Genomic DNA, 25,201 nt, shown 5'->3' with positions numbered 1-25,201 from the left:
GAGCGAGGAGTGCGTGTGAGTGACGACGGCGCGTTGCCGCCGGACGACGTCCTGGTCGGCAGGCTCAGCAAAGGCGACGAGTCTGCCTTCGAGCAGCTTCTGGACGCCTGGTCTGCCTCGATGCTGCGGCTGGCCCGTTCCTTCGTCTCCACGAATGCTTCCGCCGAAGAAGTCGTGCAGGAGACCTGGCTGGCGGTGATCCGCGGCATCGACGGGTTCGAAGGCCGAGCGGCCTTGAAGACCTGGGTCTTCCGGATTCTGGTGAACACCGCCAAGAAACGCGGTCTGAAGGAGAGACGGACGCTGCCGTTCGGCAGTCTCACCTCCGAAGACGAGGGGCCCACCGTCGACCCCAGCCGGTTCCGGTCCGCTGGTGATCCGTATCCTGGCCACTGGCTGGCCGACCGCAAACCGCAGCGCTGGTCAGAGCCGGAAATCGCTGCCGAACGGGCGGAGATCATGCGTGTCGTCGCCGCCGCTCTGGCGGAACTCCCCGATCGCAATCGCATCGTCATCACGCTGCGCGATATGGAGGGCTACAGCTCCGACGAGGTCTGCGAGCTGCTCGATATCTCGCAGGGCAACCAGCGGGTGATCCTGCATCGCTCGCGGGCGGCGGTGCGGGTCAAGCTGGAGCATTACTTCGACGCCGAGAGGGGTATCCACCGTGGACTGTGACGAATTCGTGGAGCTGGTAACACTTTTCCTGGACGGCGCTCTCGATGCGGCAACCGAACAACGGTTTGTCGACCATCTGTCCCTGTGCGACGGGTGCGATGCGTACCTGGATCAGTTCCGGCAGACCATCCAGATCACGGGCGAACTCCCGGCGGAGAGCCTCTCCGCTCCGGCGCGCGACACACTGCTGTCCGCGTTCCGCAGCTGGCGGCGCTAGCTCGACAATTTCTCCGGCGGCCGCGATTTCAGCCGTAACGATGGGCGTTCCCGCGACACTGTGCCGCTATGACGACATACGACGATCTGCGCGCGGTGTTCATCAACTGCACGCTCAAGCGCTCCCCCGCCATCAGCAATACCCAGGGGCTCATCGATGCCAGCTCGCACATCATGGAGAAACAAGGCGTCGAGGTGACGCATATACGAGCCATCGACCATGACATCGCGACGGGTGTGTACCCGGATATGACCGAATACGGCTGGGCCACCGACGCCTGGCCCGCGCTACAGCAACAGGTGATGGATGCCGACATCCTGGTGCTGTCCGGGCCGATCTGGCTGGGCGACAACAGCTCCGAGATGAAGAAGGTCATCGAGCGGCTGTACGCGAACTCCTCGATCCTCAACGAGGCCGGGCAATACGCCTACTACGGGCGCGTTGCCGGCTGCCTGATCACCGGTAACGAGGACGGCGTCAAACACTGCGCCATGAACATCCTCTACAGCCTGCAGCACCTGGGCTACACCATCCCGCCGCAGGCCGACGCCGGCTGGATCGGCGAGGCCGGACCCGGCCCCTCCTACCTGGATGCGGGCTCCGGCGGCCCCGACAACGATTTCACCAATCGCAACACCACCTTCATGACCTGGAACCTGCTGCATCTGGCCCGAATGCTCAAGGACAACAACGGAATCCCCGCGCACGGCAATCAGCGCTCGGAATGGAACGCCGGTTGCCGGTTCGACTACGAGAATCCGGAATACCGGTAGGCACGCCCGGCTGCAAAGTAGTCGGTGCGTCCCGGGAGACGCCCGTCGTGGCCACCGGATCACCGGTGGCCACGACGGGCGTCCCTTCATACCTGTAACGCCTTGCCGGCCGCCCTTATCCGGCAGGCCGGTCGGCAACCGGTGCCTCAGGCCCCAGTTATTCTGATTCATCAACCATCGGCCACATTTCTGCGAGCGCCGCCGCCACGGGCACTTCTCCAGCACCTCGAGCCTGGCCGAAGTACCCAACCGCAAACATATTTGCCCAGAAGTTGCCGACATTGCAACTACTTCGGCGTGCCGCTCAACGACACACCGAAGGCCACTCGATCGCCGCAGACGTTTTCGCGAACTTATTCAGGCCGATCTTCCGTGATCTGTTCGAACGCCCAGTGATTCCAGCACGAGCCAACTAGACGTCAAAACCTATCCTTACCAGCAAAAAAGCCCTATCTACCAGGCAGCGCGCCAGCAGATCTTCGAACGGTACTGAAACAACTCCATCGACGACCACCGCGCAGGCAGGGACATAATCCGATCACCGCTGGCCATGGTGAGGGAAGACTAGTTGAGTGGCGCCCAAATGGTAACCACTTGAATACGGTGCCCATTGCTCGCTATCTCGGACCATATCGCGCGGTGACCGAGAGGCAACTGCTGCTCACCTTGCTCAGTGACTGTCGTGTACCAGTCGCCGTCCTCGCGCTCGTCGGTGCGAATATTGACAGCAGCGAAGTCAATGTCGCCGATCGTGAATCGCACGGCGGCCCGGTGTTCGCGGACTCGCAGTCGCCACGTCGATCGACCCGGTCCCATGCGGTTGCGATATCGAACTTTCGGACTCGTGATGCCAAGTTCGCCCATGGCATTACTTCGTTGATCGATCCCCCATTGCCCGTCGCGGTGGTTTCCCACGCATCTCCTCGGCGCACCGCGACATAGTTGTAATGGCCACCGCCTTTGTCGAAGCGCACTAGCGACCCGTCCGGCGGCTCGAGGGGTATCGATGGTGTGGTGGGACGAACCAGCGGAAGCGGTCTGAGGGCCGACCGCATCGCAGACAGGTCGTATGCGAGTGGGTCCGGCAATGACGGCCGCAGCTTGGCGATGGTGATCGGCGGCCCGTTCAGCAATTCTGGTTTCGCTTGGTTGGCTTTGATCGCGTCGATGCGGAGTTTAGCAGCGACGGCCGAGCCAGTGATGTCGCTCCAACAGGCAGTCGCCAGCCCGCTTCCGCAGATGCCGGATCATCGGCAGGAAACGCTGGCTCATCTGTGGGGTCAGTTGCCCTACTCGTTCACCGTCGATGCGGATCTCGACGTGGGACTTCGCCCGATTTCCTTCCGGCACATTCTCTTCCAGTGTGACGAACAGCAGTCCGTATCCCTGCGCGGGGACATGCTTCAGCAACACGTCGAAGTGCTCGTCCTCCTTCGTCACCTGCACGATCGCGGACCGCGGCAGCATCGTGTACGGAATCGGGGGCGGGTCGTTCAGAGGAACAGCGTCGCTGGGACTGCCCAGAGCGATCCGTATGTTCGCGTCGAATTCGATACCGTCCCAGCCGTCTTACTCGTTCGCCCAAATTCGACCGGAGGTCGTCGGCATGAATCCTGATGCGACGATCCGTCTGATGACTCCTGCCCATTTCCGGGCTTCGCCAGCTCCGAGATAGCCGATCGTCCGTCCGGCAGATCGAACCGATATCGCCCACGGGCCTTGCGCGCCTTCCGGTTCCGGAACCAACTCGACATCACGCGTCTGTTCTCGGTCTTTCACAGAGAAGTCCTGCGGATACAGGTTTCGAATCGCCGGCAGATGCCGCTGTTCGACGGTGATGTCATAGTCACAGTATGTTCGCGCCTGGGTCCACAACCGATACGGACTACCTATAGCTCGCCGCCTGGTTGCCGCGCTGCCAGCCTGTTCGGAGCCACTGACGCCCGTCGAAGGAACTGGCGACTGAATCGACTCAGCTTCCGGATCGTGGTCGATCTCGACACCGAAATCCGTTGCCAGACCGGCCAGCCCGGATGTCCAGCCCTGTCCGACCGCGCGGATCTTCCATCCGCCGCCGCGCCGGTAGACCTCACCGAATTGCAGTGCCGATTCGGTGGTGGCGTCAGCGATGATGTACTCCGCCAACGCCTGACCCGCTCCATCGACGACGATGAACCTGAGCTCACCGAGCGCCCCGAAGGTGCCGGAAGCGAGACTTCCCGCCAGGGCCACTGTCTGAACACGGCCCGGAACCGCCGAGAGATCGATCGAGATGCGGGCATGCGAGCCCCCGCCAGTTTCCGTGCCGCCCAGAAACCGCACCGAGCCGTCCGGCGACACAGGTTGGTTGTAGAAGACAAAATCCCTGTCCGAGAACACCTTTCCATCCGCCCCGAGTAGCAGGGCCGACATGTCGACCTCGAACGTCGAGTCCGCCCATTCGATGCTTGCGTAGACGCGGCAAGTATGACCTGGCAGCGGCGAGTTCTGCCCCTTGGACAGTCTCGGGTAGGCCACAGTCCAACCCTTCCACCACTCAGCAACCACCGGAATCACAAGAGCCGGTCGAGACCCGGCACCTGACGCATCGCCACGGAGAGCAATGACGTTGCGCCGACCGTCCGAGCCAGCCAGACATCTAGAGGGAACTCCCGAACCAGGCAACTCCCGATCCAGCCACATCCGAGGCTGAGGCAGACCACGCACCCGGAGCCTCACCCAGGCCGAAGCTGGTGCAGGAGCACCTACTTCCTACTTGCTCGCGTTGTGATACGCCGCAACGATGCCCGCCTGAATCCGGCCGCGGCTCGACACCTCATGCCCGTTCTTCCGTGCCCACTCCCGGATGGCGGCACTCTGTTCACGATCAACGGCCGGACGGGCCGCACCGCTCTTACCGCGCGGCGCTCGACCCACCTTGCGGGCGTGCGCAGTCCACTGCTCGAGCTCGCCCCGCAGCTGCTTGGCGTTCAAGCCCGACAGATCCATCTCGTATTCAACACCGTCGAGCGCGAACGACACCGTCTCCTCCGCCTCGGACTTTCCATCGAAGTCATCAACGAGAGTCACAACGACCTTGCGTGCCATGAACGGAGTTCCCTTCGGGTAAATGAGGACGTCTGCTGAATGCTACTGACCCTCTACTTCATTATTAGACACAGTGAGGCAATCGAGCCCCGCAGAGGCACCGGCAGCAGACCGGCTGAGCTGGATGCCGTAGACGGCGCGCGCAACAGCTGTCCATCGGCTCAGCTCAATTCCCTTACACCGCTAGAGAAGCAGACGGTCGCCCCGAGGGAACTCACGGGAATCGGGATCCACGATTCGGTGTAAGTTCGCTTCCCAAAATCCGGGAACTCCCAGGAAATACAGGGTTCTCGCGGGGCTCTTCACATCACCCAAACCAGTTGAGCCACCGTCGATTACACCTATGATCGCGGCATTACCGGGTACCCCTGAGAGACATCAAGAACCTCCCGAAAGAGAGGTTGCCAACAGTTCGCGCACGGCTCAAACTCGTCGGCGTGTCACTGCCGCGACACGCCAAGAGTTTGGTCTTGTGCTTCAGGGCAACCCACAATCCAGGAACCGTCCAGCGCCGAGTCCGGCTCGATAGCAGAACGATCATCCCGAAGGCTGGCCCAGGCCGTCTACAGGCCGTGGCAGTCACGGAACACCATAGAACTGGACAGAAGCCGGAAGAGACCAATGCCCAGCTCAGCGCGTATTTCGTGTATGCCCCCAAACGTCGGCGCGATCGCCTGAGAGATCACCCAGATCTTCGAGGGCACCAACCAGATTCAGCGGCTTGTTATCGCCAGGAGCCTGGCGAACGGCTGATTCTGCGATGGCGCAGCATCCCAGGCACTGATCGGACCTCTCGATCTTGCAGAAGCCGACTTCCCGATCAGGGGCCGAGAGCTGCCCGGCGAAAATCGTCGTGCAGCGGCCCCGTGTCTGCACCGCTCCAGCCTGGAGCGATGCAGACGATCACCCTTTCAGTTGCGTGATTAACCATGGAAAGCTCGTGGCGGACGAAACCGCAGCCGCGCCGGGGAAGGGCGCCTGCGCGGTCAGATAGCAGTCGTCCTGGCTGAAGCAGCGGATCGTATACGTATTCCGGAGGGTGGAACTAGGGGCCGCTTCGATCGCCCACCACGAACTCTTGTCGGACGCATCGGCGGCCGCTACTAACTGAGATGCTCCGTCCGCGGCGGCCGGCAGTGTGAAGACGAGCTCGGAAGCGGCGTAGGCGATCGTGAAAACGTCCGCGTTTTCGTCCTCGGTCTCGATCCGCTGGATGTCGAGTGTCACTACCGGACCAGGCTGGAGAGTGACGACTTCACCGGCTTCGCCGGTGGCGATGCTCATGGATCGAGATTCAAAGGGGCCCGACCAACGCGCGGGTCGCGGAATGAGCCCGCGTTCGGCGCCGACGGAATCTCTGAACTTCGGGATGGCTCGCCAGCCGATCGGCCATCACGTCCATGTGTGCGCCTGAGGCAATGAAATACCCAGTCAGGGTGAATGATTCGCGCTATGGCGGCGTCAAAGTCGAAGTCCCCAGCGGGGAATACACCGTGCTGACTACACGCGAGGTGATTGCCACCATCGAGCGCTAGGACGTACGGATCACCGAGCAGCCGCACTCCCTGTAACCAGGAAGAGCGGCTGTTCGCTAGCTCAGCACCACTCGGCAGATGGTCGTTCACCTATGCCGAGGGGTCCGTTCGTGTGTCGGACTATTTCCATTCCCGCACGATGATCGGCTCCGGAATGTCAACCGAGGTGCCGTGAACAGCCGGATAGTCCTCCATCTGAATGTCGAACTCCTCCGAGTCGACCGGCTCCAAACGTGACTGTGGCTGTACGGATTCTTTGGGGTTGGTCTCAGCCATGATGTCCACTCCTCGCTGAATGAGGTGTTTACCTGCGCCGATCTTACCGCGCCGAGGAGTGAGCGGGGTGTCTGCGGCAACGTTGCACAACCGTCTCCTTCACCAGGGTGCTTCGCGCCGACGACGAGAGTGGACGACCTGCCTTGATCAAAGTTCAAACACCCGAAGCCATTCGCGCGCTATCTCGCTGTCCTCGGCAGTCACCATATGTCCTACTGGCAACACGTGGTGGGCCACGAGCGCTCCAGCAGCACTGAGCTGCTCGGCCAGTCTTGAACCATCTCCCGGTGATCTGCGGGTGTCTTGCGCGCAATCGATGATCAGGACCGGCGTGCCGTTCATGCGGCGACAAGGCGGGTGGATGAATGGTGAGAGCGGTCGGAACAAGACCGCTCCGGCCAACAGCCCGGGACGGGTCAGCAGCAGAGCCGCCGCCATGATCGCTCCGTTCGAGAAGCCTATGGCGAAGGGCCGCTTGGTGAGATTGCAGCTGATGCAGGCGGTTTCGATGCACTCCGCTAGCACTGGAATCCGGGCCGCCATGTCTGCCTCGTCCACCCGGCGGTCTGGAAGCCGATGGAAGAAGGCATACCCCTCGCCCATATCGACCGTTCCGCGGACACCGAGCCTCGTCGCGCCGGGTGCCAACTCACAGGCAAGAGACATGAGATCGGATTCGCTGCCATGTGAACCGTGCAGCAGAACAACCGGTGCCCGATCGGCATCGGGGCCGACTGCGAGATTGAGGGCGTGTGCCGAGTTCGACATAGACGTAAGACTATTGGGGTCGATGGGTGCACGCTCGTCGGCATGAGCGCGCACTAGGAGGCGCTGTCGCCCAATCAGTTTGGACGGCCGACCAACGCGCGGGTCGAGGCAATAGCGGGCGTTCGCGCTCGTAGCCATCTCTGAGACAGACTGTCACCCATGCGTTTCCTGGTGGTCTCCCGTTCCGAGGTGGACAGCATGGCTCACTACGGATCGAGGGCAGCTGATCGGCGGGACCATTTTCACGTCAGTGAACCGATCGGGGCCGGCAGCCGCGGCTGATGAACTCGCGGGCTCATCCGCCCGGCTGGCCGACCGCCGGTCACCACGGATCAGGCAAGCCCTCGCCCGTGGTGATCAGGCTGTGCAGGCTGCCGTTGATGTAGTGCAGCCAGGCCGTGGAGCACGCACCGAAGCATTCGACGTCCGGTACCAAGCCGACATGGGTGAATCGCAGCTCAGCGCCGTCGGCCGCGGGCGCGATGTCGAACACGATTTCGCTGCCGGTCCACTCACCCGGCTCCGAAACGAACTCCAGATGGCTGTCGGTGACACGCCAAACCACCCTGCGACCCTGCTCGAGCTCGACGACGCGCTGGCGGCTGTAGTGCTGAGGGAGGTGCCGGTAGGTGAACTCGGCGCCCAGCTCGTCGGCGTGCCCCTCGATCTGGCCGGTCCACCAGGCGCGGACATCCAGAATGGCGGCGAAGACCTCCCCTGGCGCTTGCTCGACCGTGTATGACGTCGAGTAGCCGCGCCCGGTGTGCACCGTGCTTGTCGTGCCCGATTCCTGCTTCATGCCGATGTCCAATCTCGCAACCTTAGGTTGCATAAGAGTAGGTCACCGCTCGCGCTCACGCAACCATCGGTTGCGTGAGCGCGAGCAGACTCAGCATGCCTCGTCTCGGATGCCACTGAAGGTCTATTCGCACGAAACCGGCAATATGGTGCGTTCCGCCGGCCTCGGATGTGCACGGCTAGTTGATCTTCCGCGAGCGCGTTGACCGGTTCGGTCGGGATGCCAGTGCCGACAACTACAGCTGTGATGCCCCACCGTCCACCGGAAACTCTGCTCCCGTCGAGAATGTCGCACCGAACGCCAAGTACTCCACCGCTGCGGCAATCTCCTCGGACAGCCCGAAGCGCTGCATCGGATTCGCGCTGCGGAACTGTTCCTTCGCCGCCGCCGCCGTCTCGGCCGGCATCGACCGATCCAGGATCCCGGTGTCGATCGGTCCGGGGCTGACCGCGTTGACGCGCACCTTCCGCGGCAGCAACTCCCGCGCCAGCGATCGCGTCATCGAGCGCAGAGCCGCCTTGCTCGCCGCGTAAGCGCTGATCATCTCGAGGCCTTTGACGTTGACCACCGACGTCGTCAGCACCACACCGGCGCCTTCGCGCATCAGTGGCGCAAGCCTCTGCACCGTGAAGTACGGCCCCTTCGTGTTGATCGCGAACAGCTCGTCGTACATGTCCTCCGGTGTTGACTCGAACGCCGCGGACGCGGTGACGCCCGCGTTCACAAACAACGCGTCCACCAGACCGAACTCCACCGCCACGCGGTTCGCCAATGCCTCGATGTCCGGTATGGATGCCGCGTCGCTGCGGACAGCGATCGCGTTGCTCCCTAACCGTTCCCGCGCCGCGTCCAATGTCGACTGGGTGCGGCCGGTGATCAATACTCGCGCTCCAGAATCTACGAACCGCTGGGCCGTCGTCAGACCAAAACCGTTGCTGCCACCGGTGATCACGATGTTCTTGCCGTCGTAATTGTCCATGCCTACGAGTCAACGGCGACGTGCGCCCGCCGTCCAAGACCTGTTTCGCACGTCGTCATGCCGCACGCGTATGACGATCTATTCTGGACGTGTGGACCTCGACCTGCGGCTCGTGCGCTACTTCACCGTCGTTGCCGAGCACGGCAACTTCGGGCGCGCCGCCTCCGCGCTCCACCTGGCACAGCCCTCGCTCAGCCGCCAGATCCAGCGCCTCGAAGACCAGCTCGGTGTCCGGCTGCTCGACCGCACCCCACAGGGCAGCAGCCTCACCGACGCCGGCCGAGCCTTCCTCTCCCATGCGCGAGAACTACTGCACACCGCCGAGCAGGCCACACGTGCGGCCAAAGCCGCCGACCCGCCCCGCGCGATCACCATCGGCTACACCGAGGGCCTGGTCATCACGTCTGCCGTGCAGGCGTTGCGCCGCTGCCACCCCGACGCGCGGATCCGCACGCGGCACCTCGCCTGGAACGCCACACACGCCCTCCCGGAACGCCGGGTCGACGCGCTCATTGCCCGACGCCCGCTCCCCTTCCCGACAGACCACATGCGCGTGCGGACGTTGTATCAGGAATCACGCGTGCTTGTCGTACCGGTGACGCACCGCTTGGCGGGCAAGGAATCCGCCGGCTTCGATGAGCTCACCGACGAGGAACTCGTTGCCTGCAAGAGCACACCGACGATCTGGAGCACACCCCGACCCGTCGGCGACCGCCCGGCACCACCCGGTCCCGCCATCGAGGACAGTTTCGAGGACAAGCTCGAACTCATCGCCACCGGTCACTCCGTCGCGATCCTCCCCGCAGGCGACCGCCGCGCCACCGTCCGCGACGATATCGCCTTGGTGCCCCTCGATGGCATCGAGCCGTGCGAGGTCGTACTCGTCACCCGAGCGCACGATCGGAACCCAATGATCACAGCACTGAAAGACGCAGCGCTGGCCCACCTCACCGGTTAGCGTTCGGCGTCGGAAGCTCTCGCTGTCCACTACAACAGCGCCCGGATCACCCGACCTACCGCGCGGGGTCATCCGGCCGATCTTGTTTCATCCGCACACACTCACCGTGTAGCACGCCTTGATCACCGCAGGCCAGGGGGCACTAACCGCCCGCCACGCGTGATGCGGTTCGCGACCATCAACGAAGCCCTCCCCCTGGGACTCGATAATCGGCGGATCCGGACGTTTGTAGCCAGCTGGCTCGTCCGGGACGACGGGCCAGTTGAACGCACTCCATTCGGCACGAGGAGTCATTGGGAAGCCCTGCCGGCCAACATGTTTGGACGCCTGACCAACGCGCGGGTCGCGGCAGAAGCGGATGTGATCGAAGGTCGGGAAGCTTCGGCTGCAGCATGTCTGCCAAGATCGGATCATCGGGTTCGGAGGGAGATTGAATTGACTGCGGCAGAGGCGAATCGAGTGATGAAGCTGATCATCGAAAGGTTGACCGAAGCGCTTGCTGCCGAGGGTTTCGTTCCCTGTCCAGCACCGGATGGACGGGACGAGGCGCAGCCCGGCAAACGGTATCCGGACTGGAGACGAGCGTGGTTCTGTTCCACAGACGGCGCTGGACCGGGCCTGAGACATGCTATCGAGGCGATGTTGGTTCGGGACGGCAGTGGTGTCGGGGTTACCGGGGCGGCGGTGCTGTGGTCGGACGAGGTTGCTCAGATCCGTAGTGAACTGCCGCCGGAGGCACTCGAGAGTGCCGCCCGGAGCGTGCCGGATCCCTTGGAGAGCATCGCGTTCGGTTTCTTCCGCAATCCCCAGGACCCCTCCAGGTCCGGCAGGAACCTCATCTTCGAATCCGGTATCGATTTTTGTGCCGCTCTTTTCATGGAGAGCGTTCGAGGTCCAGTTCAGAAGTGGTTTGCTCAGCGCAAAACGGTGACCGACATACTCGCGCTGGCGTCTTCGCCGAACCTCATGTTCTCCGACAGGTCGAATCCTGATCCGGTGCGATTACGAGGAGCGGTGATCCTGGCGCTGTTGAAGAACCGAGCTTCGGAAGCGATCGCTGTGATGCACGACTATGTGCAGCGCGAGCAGTACCACTCCTGGGACTCTCCTCAACGGGTCGCAGCGTTCGATATAGCGATGGCAGATACGTTTCCGGCCTACACCCACGCACGATGACGCCGGATCTCGGTCCCTCACTCTTGACCTTCGGATGGACCGTCCGAAGCCAACAGCGGCCGCGGTTGACGCGCTCATCGGCATTATGGTGCATCGCCCGCGGCCGAACGACGTTCTGCCCGTCGATCTTCGGCGGGCCCGCGCGGCCTCTTCGGAAGGCGCGGGTCACGGCATGCAGCGCGTTCGTGTGTGGGCTCATCATGATCCCTGCGAATATTCGGACACCCAAGAACGAGCAACGCTGGATACTCGGACATTCTGCGTCAATGCGTGCGTTTTCCCTCTCATGACGGGGGTCCTCATGACGGGGGTCGAGATTATGTTGCTCGCGGGCATTTCGAGCACAGGGCACGGTGTCGCGGACGCCCGTCCGTTGGCAGCCTTCGTGTTCAGGTGTTTGAGGGGTGGCCCGCCCGAGCGGCTCCCCGGTTCTGGCCTGCAAACGGGACCGATCGCTGTACGGCAGTTCCGACACCGGCGGGTGGCACCCAACAGGCTGTGACGCCCGCTGCCCGCCGGTGCTTTCTTCGATCGTTTCTGTGGCACAGATTGTCAGAGTTCGAGCAACCGGCGGAGGACGACTGGCAAGGGTGAGCACGACAGGCCAGAGCGCCGGCGCACTGCGGTTGCTGGCGGAGATCACGGCCCGATACAGCAGCCTGGACGCCTTCTGCGTGCAGTTGCGCCGCGAACTGGAGGACCCGACCGTGGTCCTGCCTCGGGTGGTGGAACCTGCCGAGGCCTCATTGTTGGCCTACTCCGCAGACTCGACCATCTTGTCGGCCTTGTCGGGATCGGGTGGCCGACACGTCCTCGTTGGGGGCTGACGTCACCCGGATCGACAGGGCCGCAGGGATATCGACCGTAGGCTGTGGCTGTTCCTTGTTCGCGCCGAGTTGGAATGAACGCCGATGTGAAGGGGCTAGACAATGATTCGTAGAGCACTTCTCGTGTTGTCCGTCGCAGGAATCATCCTCACTCCCGCCGTCGCCCAAGCGGTACCCGCGCCGTCGGGAACCTTCCTCGACAGTCCGGCCAGGCAAGCGGTCCAGACCATCACGATCACCGTGACGTCAGAGTCGAACAGCTCGATCTCGGTGGTGATCGCACCGACCGCGACCGTGGCCAAGTTCAAGCAAACCATCCTCGCCCAGACCGGCGCCACTTCCGGCTTTCTTCCCGAGAACAGCAATCTGGAATTCAACGACACCAAGAACCAGCAATTCGTGATCCTGGAAGACGCGAAGACCTTGGCGTCCTACGGCATGTACGACGGCTGTGAGGTCTTTGTCTTTCCCGCGTAGGGCCCCGCGCGCGGTGGGCTGTGCCCTCACCGGTCGCCGAATCCCGAGCGGGTCTGCCCCGCCGGGTATTTCGGTCGATTCCACGGCGTAGGCCGATCCTCGCCACAGAGCCCCACCCGGTATCGGGTGGGGCTCTGCTAGGTCGGTGTGCCCGCAGGCGATGCCGCTCGGGACTTCAGGCGGTGAAGTCCGATTCCCTCGCGGGAGCACACGATATTCGGCATGAGCGCGCACCCGGAAGCACTGTCGGCCAACTAGTTTGGACGTCCGATCAACGCCCGGGTCGCGGCAGTAGCGGATGTCCGGGGCGGTCAGATCGGCGCGACTGATTGATCTTCCGTCGCACCGCGAGGGCCCGGACTACCGGGAGTCCGCCACAGGCTGCCGCTTGTAGAAGGACTCCTCAAGGTAGAAAGCCTCGTGCCGCTGGTAGGGCAGCTATGAGCGGACGCGCGAACCGGCGTGTGAGCCGCTGGGGCTGCGGCTAGCATGCGGATGTGGCCGAGGCGTGGGATGGAACAGACCTTATTGCGGATGGTTTCGAGTATGTGTCCACCGAGTCGGAGCGGTGTGACTGGCCGCGCGCGGGTCTGGCAACCGTGGATGGTCGTCCGCACTATTACAATGGCTGGTCCTTCGATTACCTCGACGAAGGCTACGAGTACTACGTCTGGCCGGCGAATGCGGAAGCGGTGGCCTGGGAACTCGAGCAGTGGGCGATCTGGGTTCGCTGGCATCAGCTCCGGGAGGCGGGCCAGGTCGGGGAGGACAGCCATCCAGGTCACGGTGGCGTCGACGCGCGCTATGACGAACTGACCGAGTTATTGGCTCCCTACCGTCGAATTCCAGACGAACCACGAAAGCTGTTGGCTGAACGTCGATACGACAACGGCGACAGCTATCGCATCGAAGGCACCGACATGTGGTTCCGATGGACTCCGAGCACCAGCGCATGACACCGGTCCCAGTGAACAGGCACGACCTTTCGCACTCTGATCGGCTGTATCGTTCGGGTATGACGGCGGTTCATTACCCGAGCCTGGCCGAGGCCTTTCCCAGCCTGACCGCCGAAATCGTCGAGTTGTTGATCGGTGAGGACCCTGGGCTCGCGCGAACCATCCCTGATCTACGTTTCCATGGGCGGTGCGCCTGCGCTCCCACCTGCCGGGTTCTATTGACGGCACCGCTCGGTTCGCCGAGTACGGGAGTCATTGTGCTGGAACGCGATAGCGCGACCGTCGCCTTGTTGAATTACGACCCTGTGGCGAGATCGGTGACCGGGATCGAAGTGCTCGATGACCGCGATTTGAGAGAGTGAATCGATCGGTCAGGGTCCGAGGTCGGGCAGAGTTTCGGTAGGGGTGATAGCGCGGCGATGCTCGAGCCAGAACCCGTACTCGCGTAACTCGTTTTCAAGCCCGTGCTCCAGATAGTGGTGGTAGGCGCGCACGGCGGAGACGTGCGCGCGCTCGTACTCATGATCGCTGACCGACCACATGTGGTCGACGCGGTCGATCCACTCGACCAGGCGAGTTCGATCAGCCCACCACTGCCGGATTTGTCCCAGCGTCCAGTGATCGTCACCGTCGCAGGCGTAACCGGCGAAGGGGTCCGACCACGCCGCGGTCAGGACCAGCTGTGTCTCACGTACGGTTCGGGGTTGCCGGAACACCACTTCGCTGCCGTACTTGTCCTCGCACAGGACGTGATCAGGTGCGGCGAGCGGACCAGTCCCGCACGAATCGGTTTGCGCGCCATAGAAAGGCCCGGGAACATTGCGCCAATCCCGCTCGCTCCACACGCCGAGCAGATATCCGCTCGGCGGCCCCAGCGCACTTCCCGGTCCCGCGCCCGCGATCGGAAGTGTGTGCGAGACAGCGACGGTCGGTAAAGGGTCCCAATACACGAGCTCACAGTATCGATTGAGCTCGGTAACCGCAGCACACTCAACTCGGCGGTAGTGGACATCTACTCTGGTGAGATCGCCACTGTCGGTTGATCTTCGGACCCGAGAAGCTGGGCGCTGTTCAGCGTGGTCCGTTTGAGAAGCAGGTTTGCTGAGTGCTGGTATTTTCGGTGTCGATCGCGCCGATGGGGAGGGCAGGATGGCCGGTGAGAGTGTGACGACGCTGTACGACTTCCAGTTGTCGATGCTCTTCGCGATGTGCAAAAGTGCTCCGGCACCAGCGGGGAAACTGCTCGACCGGATCGGTGCCACTCGCCAGCAGGCCGAGGCCGCTGAGAAGCGATGGTGGTTCACCGAAGCGACGAACAAGTTCAGCACTGTCGATGAGTACATATCGGCATGGGGCGCACCGGCTTCGGAGCGGGTCGAATTTCACCTTGGGCGTGAGGTTCGTTACGCGGCATGGGATCTGCCGTTTTGGCCCGGACTGCGCATGGAATGGATGCAGCTGCCGAATCAACCGCACTTGTTCAGGACACTCCACCGCGGACCTGACTGCGTACCTCCGCGACTGGCATCTGTGGCGGACTTGACGCCGTGGTCGTGTACGTGGGATGAGTTCCACGATGGAAGCTTGTGCCCGACAGAGGTTTTCGACGGATTCGGCGGCCGCGCGACCGTGGCCTGTTTCCGCGGTGTCGATCCAGGCTCAGGACACGAACGCATCTAGTTCGCGACCTTCGACTGGGGTCTGCTGCAACACGTCGAACCGGCTCCCGACACGTATGTGTGGATGGTCTGATACCTGGACTAGGTGTGATCCAACGCGAGTCTGCGATCGATCGGGCTGGCGTGGGAGTACGCCGCGCTGGGTCAGGCGCTGGCCAGGAGAGTCGAGCGGGTTGCGATGCTGGTCATGGGTGAAGGATCGACCTCTGCGACCGCGCTACGGCGCAGCGAGCAGGTCAGTCGATGCAACAGCGAGGTCATGCGGCTTCGAGGACGAACCTGACTGTTTTCACATCGACAGATCTCGTGTGGATCGCGACGCTTGGACCTCCGGGTACTTCACCTACCAGTATTAGCAGTCGATGCTGCATGAGGGACCTCGAACCGGCACGGCCCAATCCAATTGCGAAGGCCGTCAACGCCTGTCAGTATCGGCTCCCATGATCGAAAGAATCGAGTTCACCCCCGCGCGATGAGCGCGTCCACGGGCTCCGCCCAGCCCAGCTCCCCGACCACTTTCTACAACCACGCGCTCGCCCTCGTCCGCAGGTATCCGGACGTTCCGCTGCCTCGTGACGGTGAGCCGTACCCGGATGCCGACCGCAGACGAAACCGCGTGTGGAGTGCGGGCAGGTCCGACGACCAGGGTACCCGCACGAGTCGGCTCATCGACGAATTCTTCAGCGCGCCAACCGAACACCGCGATATCGCCCGTCTGTGTCGCGAGGTTGTCGACTACGACATCGCGATCGCTCTGTGGCCATCGATCGCGGCAGCGATCGGCCGTGCGGACCCCGGCCAGGCTCGCGAGCTCGGCCGTCACCTCACTCGCACCAGCACCGACCAGAACCCGACCGTCCTGGGTATGGCGTTGCTCGCGGTCGCCGGCACCGAGGACGACATCTCGTTGATGCAGACAATCGGTTTGCTGTCGGACACGTTCGGACTACTGGCCTCCCAGGCTCTGGCCCGGTTACCCGAAGCCAGCACCAACCTCATCTGGCTCGCCGACCGCACCGCGGGCTGGGGTCGGGTGTACACGGTGTGCGCCATCTGCGAGCTGGCTGATCCCGCGGCCGATCCGTGGCTACTGCGCAGGGCCTGCGACGGACACCATCTGAACGGCGAATTCGCCTACAAAGTCGCGTGCGCCGCGCCGGTCCACGACGCAATAGCCGCACCCGACGCCGACGAGGCTCTCATCGACCACACCGGCGACCTGCTGTCCACCCTGGCCTGGTGCGACGGCATGGGCGAAACCCTGCGGGAGTACGCACACTCCGAACAGGCTCTCACGCACTACCTCTCACACATCGGCGCGCTCACACCGAACCTGGTTCGCTATCAATCGGTGTGGGCCCTCGCGTGCTTTCTGGACGGTCGCCCCAACCTGGCTCCCCTGAACTGGGCAGCCCTGGAACCCCTCCGCACCGGCTACTGGTCACTACTGGCCACACCCGCATGGCATTCGGTGCTCACCGCAGCATCGGACAACGAACGAACTCGCGAATGGGCGATCCGTATCCTCGACGAGCTGCGCCAACGCCTGGCGGGTGGGCAATGACGCCTGGCATGTCGAGCATTCGAGTTTCACCGCCGCCGGGTGGATGGCCTGTTTCACCGGAACACCGACCTGATCGCGCGCCAACGCCCGGTGGAGGGATCGGACGCGGCAACGGGTACCGCTCTAGTCGTCGATGCTGAGCGGGGGTTCGGCTTCCGGTCGCGAACTACCCCGACTTCTCACATCTCGAACCGACGGGGAGCCTGGTCGCTGCCCTGCCCGGAGCGGGTGGCGAGTGGGTGGGTCCCTTCGAAGATGCGTAATGGTTTTACCGCCAGGAGCCGATCCCCCAGCGGCCCACTGACGGGTACGGCACATCGTAGGAGAGGCAAGCGAACGAATCGCGGACCGTCGACCTCGGATCGACACGGCCAGTTGGCGTTTACCCACTCCGGTGGCCGGTTCGGACGGCCGATACACGCCAAGAACGGAAGGTTAGTCGACGATCTCGCGTTCTGCGAGGAATCGGTCGAGCAAGTCGAACAGCACTTCGAGAATCTGAGTTTCCTGCTCGGGAGTCAGATCTGTTTCGAAATCCCACTCAGGCAGTGCGATCTGCTTGATCAAACCGGGCCAGGCAAAGTTGCTCTGGCGGCGAAGATGATTCGCGAGAAGCCAGTCCCGAAAGCCATCCAGTCCAGGCCCTCCCGAGCGACGCGCCGCGTAGTCGTAGCCGTCGAGGAAGCACGTCACCCCACGAACACTGGTGAAACCGATGAACATGCCTGGGCGCGCCGCGAACTGCCGCAGGTATTCACGCTCGGTAAGACTGTTCGGGTCGATCAGTTTCAGCCCGGATTCCCTTATCCGGCGGGCGAAGTGGGTATCCAGGTCCATCGCTTTCTCCATCCCCGAGTTCACCACGTCGACCGGAACCATGGATACCCGAGTGCTCGCACCGCCCGACCCTACGTGGACGCCACCGCACCGACTCCACATGGTTGATGTTCGGTCGGCCCCGCCAGATGGCATGCCGAATAGACTTGTAAGCGGCAGTAGCGGATGCTTTGCGTCGCAACGATTCCTGCGCGCTAGGACCGGTTCGACCGTTCCACGGCATAGCCGGGGAACCGTTCGCGCATCGCGGTATCGAACGCGGACGCATCCTCGAGGGAATCCCACCGGTGGAACTGCTCACGCTGCCATACTGTCCTCATGCTCGAACTACTGGGTCAGTGCATACCTAGCCCCGGGGCCAGCCGCCTCGGGGCTTCGTCGTGCACATGCCCCCGTAGCTCAGCCGGTTAGAGCAGGACGCTTATAACGTCAAGGTCGCGGGTTCAAACCCCGCCGAGGGTACTCAGGATTGGGCACGTCAGCGGAGGACGGCCATCAGTCCCAGTACTCGGTTTCGACCCCACCGCTGGCCGCGTAGTGCTGCTGACAGATCCACACCCGGACTGAACCCGAACCGACGAATAGCCAGCACCTCAACTCGGCTACTTAGAGAATGGTACGGCGTCGGGCAGAAGGAGCGTTCGCGGGCTTCAGCAAATCCGACCCACTCCCTTGCGCCCCGCAGTCCGAAAGTAACTGCCCCCGTAGAAATGCCAAGGCAGAGCATCGATTACGGCCGGCGCATCCTCCGGTGCCAGCGACTCAACGGATTCCGGTGTGACCATCCCCTGATACCACTGCCCCGACTCGCGGAGGTGCTCCTCCTCCCACTGATAGCACAGCCACAATCTGCCGCACTCCTGCAGGTCTTGAGCGTTACGTTCGCGAAACGGCCGTGGGTCTCATCTACACCGATCCGCTTTTCGACATACATCCCTCTTCGGAAAGGAGGTGTCATACAACGACAATCTGGCATCACCAAACTCCTGATCACAAGCGCACTACACCAACCAGCCAACACGTCGGTACGCTGCCATTCAACAGTCCGCTGCGTCACGAGCACGAATCCACGTTGCGTCCTTGGCAATATGGCGCGTTCGGCCAGTTCCGGATCGGCAGTCCCAGTTGACTTCCAGACTGCGGGCGGGCCGATTCGATCAGCGCGCCATTCGGCAGTTTAGGACGTTCCGCCGACGTCGGATCGATATGGCCGCTTGATCTTCCGCTGCTCAGCGCTGGCCGGTTCGGTCAGCGCGACACGCGGTAGATGAGTGCGTTCAGCCGTTGTTGGATCAGCCGCTCGTCCACGGCCAGGCGTGGTCCAGCTTGCCGGGCCTTCTATTGACGGGGCCGGATGACGGTGGCCGCGCGGCGGTACCAGAAATTGGCAGTGTTTCCTTCATTGCCCATGTAGCCCTCGATTTCCGATGCGAACGGCTCGAGCGTCGACTTGGGTTCGCCCGTGCACAGCTCGCTGTCCTCGACGATCTCTCGCGCAGCGGGCTCACCGGATGCCCCCGAGCGGTCGATCAGCCACGTCAAAGTGATTGTCGAGGAAAGCAGCTCGCCGATCTCGTCCGAATCCGGAGCCAGCGGGAGGCAGGAACTCACCGGAAAGCTCGCGGTATCCTCGGGGACCGGCTCCGTTAATTCGCCGTCGTCGAACTCCACCTCGGCGCTTTCGACACATTTCCACCCGTCCTCGACACGCTCCCAACGCTGTCGATGGATCAGCATGTAGGAGGTGTAGTCCTCCTCATAAGAGTCCTCGACCTCCGCGAGGGCCAACGACGTGTCGTATCCCGCGAATTCGGCTGCGGCCAGCAGCATTCCGGTCCGGGCGGCGTCGCCGCCCTTGAGTCGATCCCACCCGAATCCCTGCTGGGAATACTGATGATCCAGCAGGCAGACGAGTTTTCGGGCGGGTCCCGATTCCCTCGGTGTAGTGAAATGCTCGTGCAACTGCTCGGCCAGCAACGCGACAGACGGATGCCCGGCGAACGCGGTGGCATCGGGCCCGGTACGCCCCTTCGCGATCAGGTTGTAGGTCAGCGTAATCCGGAAACCGTCGGTGACCGGCAGCACCTCGTGCGCGCAGTCACTGTAGAACGCGACGACGGACAGCTCCTGCGCGGAACCCGGGTCGGTGACCTTTCTCCCCTGCTGCTCGATCACCAGCTCCCCGCCGGTGAACATCGAGGGCAGTGTCACCACCAACGTGCCGATCATGCCGTCGGCCTTCTCCGAATCCTGATGGCGTTGAAAGAATTGTCCCGGCTCGTACACCAGCATCGAATGAAGCTCCGCCGACAGCTCGCAGTGGAGCGGCAAACCCAGCTCGGCCCGCAGTGCGTCCAGCATCGGCAACAATCTCTCGTGCCACCGCCGCTCGTCGACCGTGACGCGTTCCCGCGGAACCTCCCAGGTGTCACGCACGTTCGCGTCCAAGATGGTCTGCTCGCGCAGCCCATACCGCGCCGGCCGCGCGACCTCGCACAGTCGGCGCGCCTGCGTCGGCGTCACAGGCAACCCGATCGGCCCCACCCCGTCCACCTCGATCACCAGGTCCACCGCCGAACCCGTCCGCCGCGCAGCGAACGCCCTCGCCGACGGAACCGCCCCCAAAAGCTCACCGATTATCTGTATCGCCTTGCCCGCCATGCATTTCTCCCGTATTCGTCACCGCTTACGGGCATCCTCCCAGGGCCCACCGACTCTCAGTCACCGGGCCAGCCGCGCCGTTCGGGACCGAACAGCCTTGTATCGGCACGTGCGTGCACCCGCTTGCCGAGCCCGCGGCCGGTTCGGGAACACCCGGGTCGCGGCAGTACAGGGCATTGCGTGCTGCAACGATCCCTCCGAGAATTCCGCGAAGTGCCGTGTCAGACGTTCCTGGCAAGATCGGATCGTCGTAAGCGGAGGGGAGGTGTTATGTCTGGGTCGCGATCTCTGCGGTTGATGAACGCCGTGGCGGAAGAGTTGGCGAAAAGACTTGCAACGGAGGGATTCAGACCTTCCGGAGCACTGGACGATATCCCGGACGAACAGCCTGGACGACGTTATCCGACGTGGAAGCGGGTCTGGTTCACCGCGCCAGTTGTCTCTGTGCAGGGACTGACGTCAGTGTTGCTCGTCGTGCTGCAATGGGACGGCTCCCGGGGCGGTTTGAGCCTGAACGCTCACGCCCAGATGGTGTCCGACACGGTTGCAACAGTCTTACGCGACATGCCAACCGGTGCCTTGCCCATCGATGCTGAGGACGAGGGCGACCGTTGGCAGCCCCACTACCTGGAATCGGTCAGCTTCGGCTTCTTCTACTCCGAATTCGATCCCTCCTCTCAGAAGATCTGGCTCGCCGGCGAGTCCGACGTCGTGGAGGCTCTGGACCGCTTCATGTCGATGCTGCACGGCCCCGTCCACAGCTGGTTGTCCGAACGGGACAGCGTGGACAAGCTTTTCGAGCTTGCCCACCGTCCCAGCACGATGGGTGGCGATCAATCCAATCCGGATCCCATCAGGCTCCGAGGCATCGTTGTCCTGGCTATATCGAATGGTCGAGCATCCGACGCTGCCACGTTGACCGAATGGTATTTACGACGTGCTCGCTTCACCGGTGCAGACACGATCGAACGCGTCAGTGCCTTCAATACGGCCATGCGTGAACAGTTCACCGACTATGCGCTCACCCCGCCACCCACAAACTGAGTCGGCGTGACTCGGTCATCGGCAATATGGTGAGTTCGGTCGGCCGCGGATGAGTACGGCCAGTTGATCTTCCGCGGCCTGCGCTGGCCGCTTGAGACAGCGCGGGTCGCGGCAAGAGCGAATGATTGCAGCCCGCACTTCGCCCGGAAATTGATTCGCCATCCGGCCGAGCATGTGATGGTGTGCCCAGATGCTCAGAGAACATGCGGCTCGCGAACTGTGGAATCGGATGTCGCCGGAGACCCAAGATCGGTTCGACGCTCTGCTTACATCTGGCCATGCCATTCAGGCCGTCGCCTTGGTGCGCGAGCACCTCGGGGAACCCCTCCCGCACCTTCATGACTGCGTGGAACTGCTCGTCGTACGCGCCGACGAGCTCGGCCACCACCTGCCGGGCACACCTGGCCCCTGCACAGAGTGAGATCAGATCAGACACTCACGTCGGCGATTGCTGGATAACGACACTGCCAGTCAACGTCGTGCGGCCAGTCGAAACAGCGCTGGAAGCGGCATAGAGCGGCCGGAGGACGAACGCCCACTCATGCCACCCTTCACACGATTGGCTTAGGACGATGCCTCAGCGTCGGTACCGTCGGCATTGTCTGCGGGAACCTCAAGTTCGTTGGGGCTCAGCTTGGCTGATCGCGTCGTACCAAAGGGAATTCGCCAGTCTGTCCACGTTGCGGATGGGATCGATCATGTCCTCGGGGTACTGGTCATCTGCGCTTGTCATCGTAGTTCGATCCTTTCCGGGCGGCGGTGCCGACGCCACTCAGTCTGCCGGACTGCTGCGACAGTGGTGACGAGTTCGGTTCCATCCCAAACGAAGTGAACTCACGGTCATCGGCAAAATAGTGCATTTCTGCGTTCGGAACGTTGGCCTTAGCGTAAAGAGCCAGGCCATCGTCGGGACTGAGTTCGGTTCTCCTGCATCGGATTTATCCAGTTCACCTGGCGGACGGTAGTTATTCGATTGCTGCACTATTCCTCCGTCCAGCTTGGCGGGTGTGCGCCGGTCACCACCAAGCCAGTCCGGGCGGGGTGCGTCCGCGCGCAGCACGGTGGCTTCCATCAGGCCGTAGGGCCGGTCCGAGGGGTAGAGCACCTCTTCCTCGTTGTCCAGCCCGAAGGGGGTCAGGTCGATATGCAGGTGGTGCAGGTTGGGCATGTTCAGGCGGATCTCGACGATGCCCGGGCATGTGCGCAGAGCACGCTCGCCCATGGTGTAGAGAACCTGCTGGGTGGAACTGCTGGCGATGGTGGTGAAGGTGTCTATCAGCGATTCCCGCAGCCGCGCATGCGAGCCCGTCCAGTCGTGGCCCTCGACGAACCGTTCGTGACGCCAATCCGCGGTGATCAAGGTGGCGTAGGTGCGGTCCTTGGTCTCCCCCAGCGTGGTGTATTCATCTTTGAAGTAGGTGTGGAATTGCGAGCCCCGGGTTTGGAACAACGCCAGCCCGGTCAGCCCGGACACCGCCGTCGCGCTGCTGCCGTCGTAGGTGATCGTCGCGGTGCGGATGTCTTGGCCCGCGCGGATGAACGCGCCGTCGTTGACCCGATCCCAGCGATGCTGCTGCACCGTGATCCGTGCCCGCTCCACCGTGGGCGCGGTGCCGACGAAATATTTCGCCAGCCGCAACCCGAAGTCCTCGATCTCACCGATACCGTCCTTGGCGAAGGCGTAGACCGCGTTCTTGTGACTGTCGGTAGGCAACAGCGCCCGGTTGTCCCCGTGCAGGTGTGTGGCCTCGAAATCGCCGCCAGCGTGGTGGTGACGGTGATATCGGTCAGCGCGTTACGACCGGGGCGGCCCTGCACGTCACGGTCGACGCGGACCAGCCGGCAATCGACCTTGCCGTACTGGTTGTCCCCGAAAACGATGTCCATCGCTCAATGCCCCCGGTAGGTCGTATAGGAGAACGGACTCAGCAGTACCGGCACGTGATAGTTCTGCCGCGGATCGGCGATCGTGAACACGACCGGGATTTCGGGATGGAACGACTCGATCGAACGGGCGGTGAAATACTCCCCGGCCGCGAACACCCACCGATACACGCCCGCCACCGGGGCATCACCCGACTCGAATCGCGCGAACCGGCCACCGGAATCGGTACTGCCCTGAGCCAGCACCAGCCAATCGCCGCCGAGCAGCCGATCCAGGCGCACACCGACCCCGCCGACCGGACCGCCGTGTACTGCATCGAGCACATGCGCGGAAACCGTCACCGCGACACACCCCTCCACCGGAACAGCAAACATGTTGCGCTTCAATACTATTGACGCTAACACGCATGGCGCGCCGCCGCTGGACGCATAACTCGGCACAGACGGCCGATCAAGGCATCCTGGACCACGCGGTACGTACTGACGTAACGCAATGGCCCATCGGCCCACCCGAGTGATCACCCGAATCGCAGCCCGAATCAGCACCTCATCGGCATGAGCGCGTACCAGGAAGAGTTGTCGGCCAACCAGTTTGGCCGACAACCAACGCGCGGGCCGCGGCAAGAGCAGACACTCCGACTATGGGGTCTACGACATGGTGACCTTCACGTCGAAAACGTGAGCTGGACTGAAGTCCAGAGTGCCGTCGGGCAACTCAACTGCCTTCACGTACTCCGCGATACTTCTGATCCTCAGCGTCGTCCCAACCTCGCTCGCGGAGACCTCGCGAGTAAACGTCTCATTCTCGCCATGGCCACCACGACGCTCGTTGATCACTTCCACGACCACTGTTCCCGCAGCTGATGCCACGAAAGTCACATGCGCGGCCGGTATCTCATCACTCAACTCAACGCCACGAAACCGGTAGGTCACCTCGCCGGTGCTCGACTCCTCACTGGACCGCCGATTGGCTTGAAGGAAAACCCCACCCGCGCCGATCAGTTCTACTTCAGTCAGGCTCATCCGAACTCCCCTTGGTCGAGATCCCATTTGCCACCGAATAGCTTATTCGAGCACCAACAATTCTGTGCAGCAACGGCTTACGTACAGGGAGACGCACGGAATTCGACATTTCAGCGTGTCGCCGACACCGAGATGACTTCGGCCTGTTGATCTCCGGACGCTGCGCTGAACAGTCGTGTCGACGGAGCCGAACAGTATGTCGGGGTGTTCTACCAGGTATCCGATTCGCAGATGGCGGTGGTGGTGAGTGCGGCGATTGCGGGGGCCTTGATGATGAACTGGGTCCGCCACCCGATCGGACCGCCCACCTGATTCGGCTGGCCGGCGGGGAATACCTTGACGGGGTAACCGCCCATGGTTTGCGCTCCGCCCCCGGTCATGTGGGTTCCACCGGGGCAGGTGGCCCAGTCCTCCACGAAACCGCCGGCCGCCTTCCCGGTCAGCTGGTTGTTGGTGACGGACACGATCTGGGTGGCCGGACCGGTTTGCGCGCAGACCGCATAGGCGGTCGCGGTCCCGGAGCTGGTTTGGGTCACCGCGGTCGCATTCCACGAGTGCAGATCGGCAGCGGGATAACTGCTGACAAGGTAATCGGACGGCGGGAAGACACCGGTCCTGGTGCCGGCGCCGCCACCCACGACATGCGTTCCCTGCGGGCACTGCACCGTCACATCCACCCTCCCGGTGGCGGTGCTGGTCGCGGTATTCGCCACGACCTGGGTGGCGGGACCGGAGGTGATACAGACCGCGCGCGTTGCGAAGTCGACCGAGCCGGCCTGTTTCGCCACGGCGCGCGCGGACAGCGAGGTGCTGCCGTCGGCCCCGTAGATCGGTTGCAACTCGGTCAGATACACGTCCCACTCGCTGGCCCCGGGACTGTCGCTGGCATGGATATCGGCCTGGGCGCCGCCGGCTGTGAGGCGGCTTCCCGAAGGGCAGCCGACCGAACCATGCGGGACATTTCGAGCGGATGCGTCGGCGCCGTTCACGATCTGTGTCGTGG

Annotated in this window: 28 protein-coding genes, 1 tRNA gene and 1 pseudogene; 13 read left to right on the top strand and 17 right to left on the bottom strand. The window is 62.9% G+C overall.

Annotated elements, in window-relative coordinates; translation table 11 throughout:
* Positions 1 to 15 precede the first annotated feature (15 nt).
* The 3 genes from OG326_RS21130 to OG326_RS21120 all read left to right on the top strand — a co-directional run bounded on the left by OG326_RS21130 (position 16) and on the right by OG326_RS21120 (position 1,668).
* Positions 16 to 678, top strand: coding sequence for an RNA polymerase sigma factor (locus tag OG326_RS21130; RefSeq protein ID WP_327138819.1), 663 nt, complete (start codon positions 16 to 18; stop codon positions 676 to 678).
* A complete protein-coding gene (locus tag OG326_RS21125; protein ID WP_327138818.1) occupies positions 668 to 895 on the top strand; it encodes an anti-sigma factor family protein in 228 nt (75 codons plus the stop codon). The genes OG326_RS21130 and OG326_RS21125 overlap by 11 nt, the downstream gene beginning before the upstream one ends.
* Before the next feature lie 68 nt (positions 896 to 963).
* The gene (locus OG326_RS21120) at positions 964 to 1,668 is read left to right on the top strand and encodes a flavodoxin family protein (RefSeq protein ID WP_327138817.1); all 705 of its coding nucleotides are present in this window, start codon (positions 964 to 966) and stop codon (positions 1,666 to 1,668) included.
* 564 nt (positions 1,669 to 2,232) lie between these two features.
* On the opposite strand, the gene OG326_RS21115 is transcribed toward OG326_RS21120, so the two are convergent.
* From OG326_RS21115 to OG326_RS21075, 9 genes are all read right to left on the bottom strand, one after another.
* The gene (locus OG326_RS21115; RefSeq protein WP_327138816.1) at positions 2,233 to 2,583 is read right to left on the bottom strand and encodes a hypothetical protein; all 351 of its coding nucleotides are present in this window, start codon (positions 2,581 to 2,583) and stop codon (positions 2,233 to 2,235) included.
* 261 nt (positions 2,584 to 2,844) lie between these two features.
* Entirely contained in the window at positions 2,845 to 3,108 is a 264-nt protein-coding gene (locus OG326_RS21110; protein ID WP_327138815.1) for a hypothetical protein, read from the bottom strand.
* A 129-nt stretch (positions 3,109 to 3,237) separates the two neighbouring features.
* Positions 3,238 to 4,185: a TerD family protein gene (locus tag OG326_RS21105; RefSeq protein WP_327138814.1), complete on the bottom strand. Its 948-nt coding sequence runs from the start codon at positions 4,183 to 4,185 to the stop codon at positions 3,238 to 3,240.
* 234 nt (positions 4,186 to 4,419) lie between these two features.
* Positions 4,420 to 4,755 carry a histone-like nucleoid-structuring protein Lsr2 gene (locus tag OG326_RS21100; RefSeq protein ID WP_327138813.1) on the bottom strand — a complete coding sequence of 112 codons (336 nt, stop codon included), beginning with the start codon at positions 4,753 to 4,755 and terminating at the stop codon, positions 4,420 to 4,422.
* A 903-nt stretch (positions 4,756 to 5,658) separates the two neighbouring features.
* Positions 5,659 to 6,039, bottom strand: a complete 381-nt coding sequence (locus OG326_RS21095) for a hypothetical protein (RefSeq protein ID WP_327138812.1) — start codon at positions 6,037 to 6,039, stop codon at positions 5,659 to 5,661.
* A gap of 371 nt (positions 6,040 to 6,410) precedes the next feature.
* On the bottom strand, positions 6,411 to 6,566 hold the full coding sequence (locus tag OG326_RS21090) for a hypothetical protein (protein WP_327138811.1): 156 nt from the start codon (positions 6,564 to 6,566) through the stop codon (positions 6,411 to 6,413).
* A gap of 147 nt (positions 6,567 to 6,713) precedes the next feature.
* Positions 6,714 to 7,334 carry an alpha/beta hydrolase gene (locus tag OG326_RS21085; RefSeq protein WP_327138810.1) on the bottom strand — a complete coding sequence of 207 codons (621 nt, stop codon included), beginning with the start codon at positions 7,332 to 7,334 and terminating at the stop codon, positions 6,714 to 6,716.
* Positions 7,335 to 7,656: 322 nt separating this feature from the next.
* On the bottom strand, positions 7,657 to 8,145 hold the full coding sequence (locus OG326_RS21080; protein ID WP_327138809.1) for an SRPBCC family protein: 489 nt from the start codon (positions 8,143 to 8,145) through the stop codon (positions 7,657 to 7,659).
* A gap of 223 nt (positions 8,146 to 8,368) precedes the next feature.
* Positions 8,369 to 9,112: an SDR family oxidoreductase gene (locus OG326_RS21075; RefSeq protein WP_327138808.1), complete on the bottom strand. Its 744-nt coding sequence runs from the start codon at positions 9,110 to 9,112 to the stop codon at positions 8,369 to 8,371.
* A gap of 70 nt (positions 9,113 to 9,182) precedes the next feature.
* On the opposite strand from OG326_RS21075, the gene OG326_RS21070 reads away from it, so the two are divergent.
* From OG326_RS21070 to OG326_RS21045, 6 genes are all read left to right on the top strand, one after another.
* Positions 9,183 to 10,070: a LysR family transcriptional regulator gene (locus OG326_RS21070; protein ID WP_327138807.1), complete on the top strand. Its 888-nt coding sequence runs from the start codon at positions 9,183 to 9,185 to the stop codon at positions 10,068 to 10,070.
* A 162-nt stretch (positions 10,071 to 10,232) separates the two neighbouring features.
* On the top strand, positions 10,233 to 11,246 hold the full coding sequence (locus tag OG326_RS21065) for a hypothetical protein (RefSeq protein WP_327138806.1): 1,014 nt from the start codon (positions 10,233 to 10,235) through the stop codon (positions 11,244 to 11,246).
* A 590-nt stretch (positions 11,247 to 11,836) separates the two neighbouring features.
* Complete coding sequence (locus OG326_RS21060) at positions 11,837 to 12,073, top strand: hypothetical protein (RefSeq protein WP_327138805.1); 237 nt, start codon at positions 11,837 to 11,839, stop codon at positions 12,071 to 12,073.
* A 123-nt stretch (positions 12,074 to 12,196) separates the two neighbouring features.
* Positions 12,197 to 12,550, top strand: coding sequence for a ubiquitin-like domain-containing protein (locus OG326_RS21055; RefSeq protein ID WP_327138804.1), 354 nt, complete (start codon positions 12,197 to 12,199; stop codon positions 12,548 to 12,550).
* Between the two features lie 497 nt (positions 12,551 to 13,047).
* The gene (locus OG326_RS21050) at positions 13,048 to 13,506 is read left to right on the top strand and encodes a hypothetical protein (RefSeq protein WP_327138803.1); all 459 of its coding nucleotides are present in this window, start codon (positions 13,048 to 13,050) and stop codon (positions 13,504 to 13,506) included.
* 59 nt (positions 13,507 to 13,565) lie between these two features.
* A complete protein-coding gene (locus tag OG326_RS21045) occupies positions 13,566 to 13,868 on the top strand; it encodes a hypothetical protein (protein ID WP_327138802.1) in 303 nt (100 codons plus the stop codon).
* 9 nt (positions 13,869 to 13,877) lie between these two features.
* Here OG326_RS21045 and OG326_RS21040 read toward each other — a convergent pair whose 3' ends face one another.
* On the bottom strand, positions 13,878 to 14,456 hold the full coding sequence (locus OG326_RS21040; RefSeq protein WP_327138801.1) for a ferredoxin: 579 nt from the start codon (positions 14,454 to 14,456) through the stop codon (positions 13,878 to 13,880).
* Positions 14,457 to 14,655: 199 nt separating this feature from the next.
* On the opposite strand from OG326_RS21040, the gene OG326_RS21035 reads away from it, so the two are divergent.
* Both OG326_RS21035 and OG326_RS21030 read left to right on the top strand, forming a co-directional pair.
* Positions 14,656 to 15,186 (top strand): hypothetical protein, encoded by a 531-nt coding sequence (locus OG326_RS21035; protein ID WP_327138800.1) that lies wholly within the window; start codon positions 14,656 to 14,658, stop codon positions 15,184 to 15,186.
* A gap of 471 nt (positions 15,187 to 15,657) precedes the next feature.
* Positions 15,658 to 16,749: a hypothetical protein gene (locus OG326_RS21030; protein WP_327138799.1), complete on the top strand. Its 1,092-nt coding sequence runs from the start codon at positions 15,658 to 15,660 to the stop codon at positions 16,747 to 16,749.
* A 435-nt stretch (positions 16,750 to 17,184) separates the two neighbouring features.
* Here the strand turns inward: OG326_RS21030 and OG326_RS21025 are convergent, their stop codons facing one another.
* Both OG326_RS21025 and OG326_RS21020 read right to left on the bottom strand, forming a co-directional pair.
* A complete protein-coding gene (locus OG326_RS21025; RefSeq protein ID WP_327138798.1) occupies positions 17,185 to 17,586 on the bottom strand; it encodes a hypothetical protein in 402 nt (133 codons plus the stop codon).
* A gap of 194 nt (positions 17,587 to 17,780) precedes the next feature.
* Positions 17,781 to 17,906, bottom strand: coding sequence for a hypothetical protein (locus tag OG326_RS21020; RefSeq protein WP_327138797.1), 126 nt, complete (start codon positions 17,904 to 17,906; stop codon positions 17,781 to 17,783).
* A gap of 68 nt (positions 17,907 to 17,974) precedes the next feature.
* Between OG326_RS21020 and OG326_RS21015 the strand changes: the two genes are divergently transcribed.
* Positions 17,975 to 18,048: transfer RNA gene (locus OG326_RS21015), tRNA-Ile, on the top strand.
* A gap of 876 nt (positions 18,049 to 18,924) precedes the next feature.
* On the opposite strand, the gene OG326_RS21010 is transcribed toward OG326_RS21015, so the two are convergent.
* On the bottom strand, positions 18,925 to 20,157 hold the full coding sequence (locus OG326_RS21010; protein ID WP_327138796.1) for a 2OG-Fe(II) oxygenase: 1,233 nt from the start codon (positions 20,155 to 20,157) through the stop codon (positions 18,925 to 18,927).
* Positions 20,158 to 20,544: 387 nt separating this feature from the next.
* On the opposite strand from OG326_RS21010, the gene OG326_RS21005 reads away from it, so the two are divergent.
* The gene (locus OG326_RS21005) at positions 20,545 to 21,291 is read left to right on the top strand and encodes a hypothetical protein (protein ID WP_327138795.1); all 747 of its coding nucleotides are present in this window, start codon (positions 20,545 to 20,547) and stop codon (positions 21,289 to 21,291) included.
* Between the two features lie 772 nt (positions 21,292 to 22,063).
* Here the strand turns inward: OG326_RS21005 and pucL are convergent.
* The 4 genes and pseudogenes from pucL to OG326_RS20985 form a co-directional block, all read right to left on the bottom strand.
* Positions 22,064 to 23,041: pseudogene (gene pucL, locus OG326_RS21000) on the bottom strand (factor-independent urate hydroxylase); the annotation flags it as partial.
* 140 nt (positions 23,042 to 23,181) lie between these two features.
* Positions 23,182 to 23,562, bottom strand: coding sequence for a hydroxyisourate hydrolase (gene uraH / locus OG326_RS20995; protein ID WP_327138793.1), 381 nt, complete (start codon positions 23,560 to 23,562; stop codon positions 23,182 to 23,184).
* Between the two features lie 261 nt (positions 23,563 to 23,823).
* Positions 23,824 to 24,198 carry a hypothetical protein gene (locus tag OG326_RS20990; RefSeq protein WP_327138792.1) on the bottom strand — a complete coding sequence of 125 codons (375 nt, stop codon included), beginning with the start codon at positions 24,196 to 24,198 and terminating at the stop codon, positions 23,824 to 23,826.
* Positions 24,199 to 24,407: 209 nt separating this feature from the next.
* Positions 24,408 to 25,052, bottom strand: a complete 645-nt coding sequence (locus OG326_RS20985) for a hypothetical protein (RefSeq protein WP_327138791.1) — start codon at positions 25,050 to 25,052, stop codon at positions 24,408 to 24,410.
* Between the last annotated feature and the right edge of the window lie 149 nt (positions 25,053 to 25,201).

Source organism: Nocardia sp. NBC_01327, from assembly GCF_035958815.1.
Classification (GTDB): domain Bacteria; phylum Actinomycetota; class Actinomycetes; order Mycobacteriales; family Mycobacteriaceae; genus Nocardia.
The sequence above is the reverse complement of the archived record's forward strand: the minus strand, read 5'-3'. Positions and strand labels throughout refer to the sequence as shown.

What these genes read in the sequence shown, in the direction of transcription:
- OG326_RS21120 (WP_327138817.1), top strand. Translation starts at nt 964, where the DNA reads ATGACGACATACGACGATCTGCGCGCGGTGTTCATCAACTGCACGCTC.
- OG326_RS21100 (WP_327138813.1), bottom strand. Translation starts at nt 4,755, where the DNA reads ATGGCACGCAAGGTCGTTGTGACTCTCGTTGATGACTTCGATGGAAAG.
- OG326_RS21095 (WP_327138812.1), bottom strand. Translation starts at nt 6,039, where the DNA reads ATGAGCATCGCCACCGGCGAAGCCGGTGAAGTCGTCACTCTCCAGCCT.
- OG326_RS21090 (WP_327138811.1), bottom strand. Translation starts at nt 6,566, where the DNA reads ATGGCTGAGACCAACCCCAAAGAATCCGTACAGCCACAGTCACGTTTG.
- OG326_RS21085 (WP_327138810.1), bottom strand. Translation starts at nt 7,334, where the DNA reads ATGTCGAACTCGGCACACGCCCTCAATCTCGCAGTCGGCCCCGATGCC.
- OG326_RS21075 (WP_327138808.1), bottom strand. Translation starts at nt 9,112, where the DNA reads ATGGACAATTACGACGGCAAGAACATCGTGATCACCGGTGGCAGCAAC.
- OG326_RS21070 (WP_327138807.1), top strand. Translation starts at nt 9,183, where the DNA reads ATGACGATCTATTCTGGACGTGTGGACCTCGACCTGCGGCTCGTGCGC.
- OG326_RS21065 (WP_327138806.1), top strand. Translation starts at nt 10,233, where the DNA reads ATGCGGTTCGCGACCATCAACGAAGCCCTCCCCCTGGGACTCGATAAT.
- OG326_RS21045 (WP_327138802.1), top strand. Translation starts at nt 13,566, where the DNA reads ATGACGGCGGTTCATTACCCGAGCCTGGCCGAGGCCTTTCCCAGCCTG.
- OG326_RS21035 (WP_327138800.1), top strand. Translation starts at nt 14,656, where the DNA reads ATGGCCGGTGAGAGTGTGACGACGCTGTACGACTTCCAGTTGTCGATG.
- OG326_RS21030 (WP_327138799.1), top strand. Translation starts at nt 15,658, where the DNA reads ATGAGCGCGTCCACGGGCTCCGCCCAGCCCAGCTCCCCGACCACTTTC.
- OG326_RS21025 (WP_327138798.1), bottom strand. Translation starts at nt 17,586, where the DNA reads ATGGACCTGGATACCCACTTCGCCCGCCGGATAAGGGAATCCGGGCTG.
- OG326_RS21020 (WP_327138797.1), bottom strand. Translation starts at nt 17,906, where the DNA reads ATGAGGACAGTATGGCAGCGTGAGCAGTTCCACCGGTGGGATTCCCTC.
- OG326_RS21005 (WP_327138795.1), top strand. Translation starts at nt 20,545, where the DNA reads ATGAACGCCGTGGCGGAAGAGTTGGCGAAAAGACTTGCAACGGAGGGA.
- OG326_RS20990 (WP_327138792.1), bottom strand. Translation starts at nt 24,198, where the DNA reads ATGAGCCTGACTGAAGTAGAACTGATCGGCGCGGGTGGGGTTTTCCTT.